The sequence below is a fragment of the Cobetia sp. genome, from assembly GCF_983723665.1.
Genome location: NZ_CFDJES010000127.1, coordinates 3,948 through 7,841 on the forward strand (window position 1 = coordinate 3,948; position 3,894 = coordinate 7,841).

The 3,894-nt window shown below is 61.8% G+C and carries 3 protein-coding genes and 1 pseudogene; 3 read left to right on the plus strand and 1 reads right to left on the minus strand.

Translation table 11 applies throughout. From position 1 onward, the window contains the following. On the minus strand, positions 1-741 hold a 741-nt coding region (locus tag AC4FAH_RS11800; protein ID WP_490246076.1), incomplete at its 3' end, for a DeoR/GlpR family transcriptional regulator. A gap of 471 nt (positions 742-1,212) precedes the next feature. Between AC4FAH_RS11800 and glpK the strand changes: the two genes are divergently transcribed. The 3 genes and pseudogenes from glpK to AC4FAH_RS11815 all read left to right on the plus strand — a co-directional run. After that, a complete protein-coding gene (glpK, locus tag AC4FAH_RS11805; protein WP_490246077.1) occupies positions 1,213-2,745 on the plus strand; it encodes a glycerol kinase GlpK in 1,533 nt (510 codons plus the stop codon). A 2-nt stretch (positions 2,746-2,747) separates the two neighbouring features. Then, positions 2,748-3,470: an MIP/aquaporin family protein gene (locus tag AC4FAH_RS11810; RefSeq protein WP_052384798.1), complete on the plus strand. Its 723-nt coding sequence runs from the start codon at positions 2,748-2,750 to the stop codon at positions 3,468-3,470. Positions 3,471-3,686: 216 nt separating this feature from the next. Beyond that, positions 3,687-3,894: pseudogene (locus AC4FAH_RS11815) on the plus strand (hypothetical protein); the annotation flags it as partial.

Consider the following 3,894-nt stretch of genomic DNA (forward strand, 5'->3'; position numbering starts at 1 on the left):
GACCTCGTGCTGACGCATCAGGGTCAGGATGCTTTCCGGGGGCTGGATATCGGTGAAGAGCGCATCGAGCTGACTCAGGTTGCCCTGGCGCACGACCGCATTGCGCTGGAACTTGGAGTGATCCGCGATCAGGAAGACTTGGCGTGAGTTGTGGATGATCGCCTGGGCGACACGCACTTCCTGATAGTCGAATTCCAGCAGCGAGCCATCTTCATCGATGCCGCTGATGCCAATGATCCCGAAGTCGACCTTGAACTGGTTGATGAAGTCGATGGTTGCCTCGCCGATGATGCCGCCATCGCGGGAACGCACCATGCCGCCGGCCACGATGACATTGAAATCCTCCTTGTGCTGGAGGATGGCCGCCACGTTCAGGTTGTTGGTGATGACCTCAAGCCCGTGGTGATCACACAGCGCCTCGGCCACCATCTCGTTGCTGGTGCCGATGTTGATGAACAGCGAGGCGTGGTCAGGAATCTGCCTGGCCAGGGCGGCCGCCATGCGCCGCTTGGCGCCCAGGTTCAATGTCTTGCGGGTGCTGTAGGCGGTGCTGACGGTACTGGACTCAAGCCCCGCGCCCCCGTGCACGCGCTTGAGCGCGCCGGCCTCGGACAGCTGATTGAGGTCGCGACGAATGGTCTGCGGCGTGACCTCGAAGTGACTGGCCAGCTGCTCGATGGAGGCATATCCCTGACGCGTGATCAGTTCGACAATGGCGCGATGGCGCTTTGGCTGCATCATCCTGCTCTCTTGTTGTCAGCGGCTTGCGAAACGTGAGTTCACTTCATGTCAGCAAGTGCGCATCACGGTTGCCGTTGGGGAGTGGGGTCGTCCAGTGAGGGTACATCCTAATCCAACAGGGGGGCGTCAGTGCAATTTGACGAATGGCGTCAAGGTGTTGCGAAGCTGCAACAGGCCATGTCGGCGCAATGGACATGAGACCAAGGTACAATGATATTGATTGGTAATACGTTTGTGATAGCGCGCATTTGGCGCTAACGTTTGCAGCGATATTCGAAGACGAACATTTCGTGTTCGGTTGTGATGGTTCAAGAGGAAGTGTTCTCGCTGCGCCTGCCAAGCGCGAAGAGGACAAAGCCAACCCGCTTTCTCCTGTCGCCCTCACATGATACCCGAGCCAATATAGTGAAGTACCGCAGTCTCCGCTGACGTGTACTCTCAGAAGCAGCCTCGAAGCCAAGGACAGTCATAATGTCTAGCCCCAAGCCAGAGAAAGACTCTCGCGTCGATGGACCCACGCGCATTCTCGCGATCGACCAGGGTACCACCAGCTCCCGCGCCATCCTGTTCGATCGTGAAGGGACGGTGACAGGTCTGGCCCAGGAAGAATTCCCGCAGCATTTCCCGGACAGCGGGTGGGTCGAGCACAACGTCGATGATATCTGGGGGTCGGTGAAGCGCACCGTGCGTCAGTCGCTGATCAACACCAATGTCGGCGCCGAGCAGGTGGCCGCCATCGGGATCACCAACCAGCGTGAGACCACCATCGTCTGGGACCGCAAGACCGGCGTGCCGGTCTACAACGCCATCGTCTGGCAGGACCGTCGCACCCACGAGTACTGTCGTGAGCTTTCCGATGCCGGTCATGGTGACATGATCCAGCAGAAGACCGGTCTGCTGATCGACCCGTATTTCTCCGCGACCAAGCTGCGCTGGATTCTCGAGAATGTCGAAGGCGTTCGCGCACGCGCCGAGAAGGGCGAGCTGGCCTTCGGTACCGTCGACAGCTATCTGATCTGGAAGCTGACCGCCGGCAAGCGTCACGTCACCGATGCCACCAACGCCTCGCGTACCTGTCTCTTCAACATCGTCGATCAGTGCTGGGACAGCGAGCTGCTGGAGCTGTTCGGTATCCCGGAAAGCCTGCTGCCGCAAGTGCTGGATTCCAGTGATGATTTCGGCACCACCGATCCGCAGCTGTTCGGTGCGGCGATGCCGATTCGCGGCGTGGCCGGCGATCAGCAGGCGGCGCTGGTCGGCCAGGCCTGTTTCACGCCCGGCATGAGCAAGAGCACCTACGGCACCGGCTGCTTCATGATCATGAACACCGGCGAGAAGATGGAGCTGTCCCGCAATCGTCTGCTGACCACGGTGGGTTATCGCCTCAATGGCAAGCCGACCTATGCCATGGAAGGCAGCATCTTCGTGGCGGGCGCTACCGTGCAGTGGCTGCGTGATGGCCTGAAGCTGTTTTCCGATGCCTCCGAGACCGAACCGCTGGCGCGTGCGGCCAAGGCCGACCACGGCGTCTACATGGTGCCGGCCTTCACTGGCCTGGGAGCACCGCACTGGGACCCGCAGGCGCGTGGGGCGATTCTGGGGCTGACCCGTGGCACCGGCATCACCGATATCGTGGCGGCCGGCCTGCAGTCGGTGTGCTATCAGACGCGTGACCTGCAGGAGTGCATGCTGGATGACGTGGCCATCAACTGCGCGAATCTGCGCGTGGATGGCGGCATGGTCAGCAACAACTGGGTGATGCAGTTCCTGTCTGACATGCTGGGCGTGAAGGTGGATCGTCCGCGCGTGCTGGAAACCACGGCGCTGGGCGTCGCGTATCTGGCCGGCCTGCATATCGGCTGGTATGAAAGCCTGGATGAGATCAGCGAGCTGTGGCATTGCGAGCGTACCTTCGCGCCGGAAATGGCGGAAGAGCAGCGTGAGCGCCTCTACGCCGGCTGGCTGGAAGCGGTGGAAAGAGTGAAAAGCGACGGAGGCCACTGAGCATGTGGACCGATGTCATGACAGGCGAGTTTCTCGGCTGTCTGTTCCTTATCCTGTTCGGCGGTGGCGTGGTCGCCAATGTGGTGTTGTCTGACACCAAGGGCAATGGTTCCGGCTGGATCGTGATCACCACCGGCTGGGGCTTTGCCGTGATGATCGGCGTATTCGTGGCCGTCTCGACCGGTTCGCCCCAGGCGGACCTCAATCCGGCGGTGACGCTGGCCAAGTATCTGCTCGGGGTGCATGCCACCCTCATGGATGTGGCGCGGCATGTCATCGCGCAGATGCTGGGTTGTTTCGCCGGTGCCGTGATGGTGTGGCTGGCCTATCTGCCGCACTGGAAGCGCACCAGCGATGCTGGCCTCAAGCGGGCGGTGTTCTGCACGGACCCGGCAGTCGAGTGTCGTCTGGGCAACATGCTCAGCGAAGTGATCGGGACCGTGGTGCTGATCTTCGGTATCGGTGCCATCGTCGGTTCCGGCACCATCAGCGCTGGCCTGCTGCCGTATCTGGTCGGCATGCTGGTGTGGGCCATCGGCCTCTCGCTGGGTGGCGCGACCGGTTATGCCATCAACCCGGCACGTGATCTGGGCCCGCGTATCGCGCACTCCTTGTTGCCGATCCACGGCAAGGGCGCCTCCGGCTGGGGGTATGCCTGGGTGCCGATCGCCGGCCCCCTGGCGGGTGCCTTGATCGCGGCCTCGATGTGGCATCTGCTGCTGTAACAAATCCTTGCCGCAATCCGCTGGAGCAGCCCCCTGCACCTGTGGCACTGTAGCCTGACTTCGCCCCGTCCCTCGACGGGGCGAAGTCATTTCGGGTCTCCGCCTCTTCTCGCCATCCACCGGCGATAGCACCACTCCATCGTCATGGGGCGCGTTCGTGCGGGCGGGAGGTGGCGGTAGACGACTGACAGGGGGCAAGTGGCGGAGGTCATCAAGATGTGGACTGACGTCATGACGGGCGAGTTTCTGGGCACCACCTTCATGATTCTGCTGGGAGGTGGCGTGGTCGCCAATGCGATGCTCAGGGGCACCAAGGGAGCGGGTTCCAGCTGGTTGATGATCAATGCCGGCTGGGGATTTGCCGTGATGGTCGGGGTGCTGGTCTCGACCTCGACAGGGTCGCCCTACGGCGATCTCAATCCGG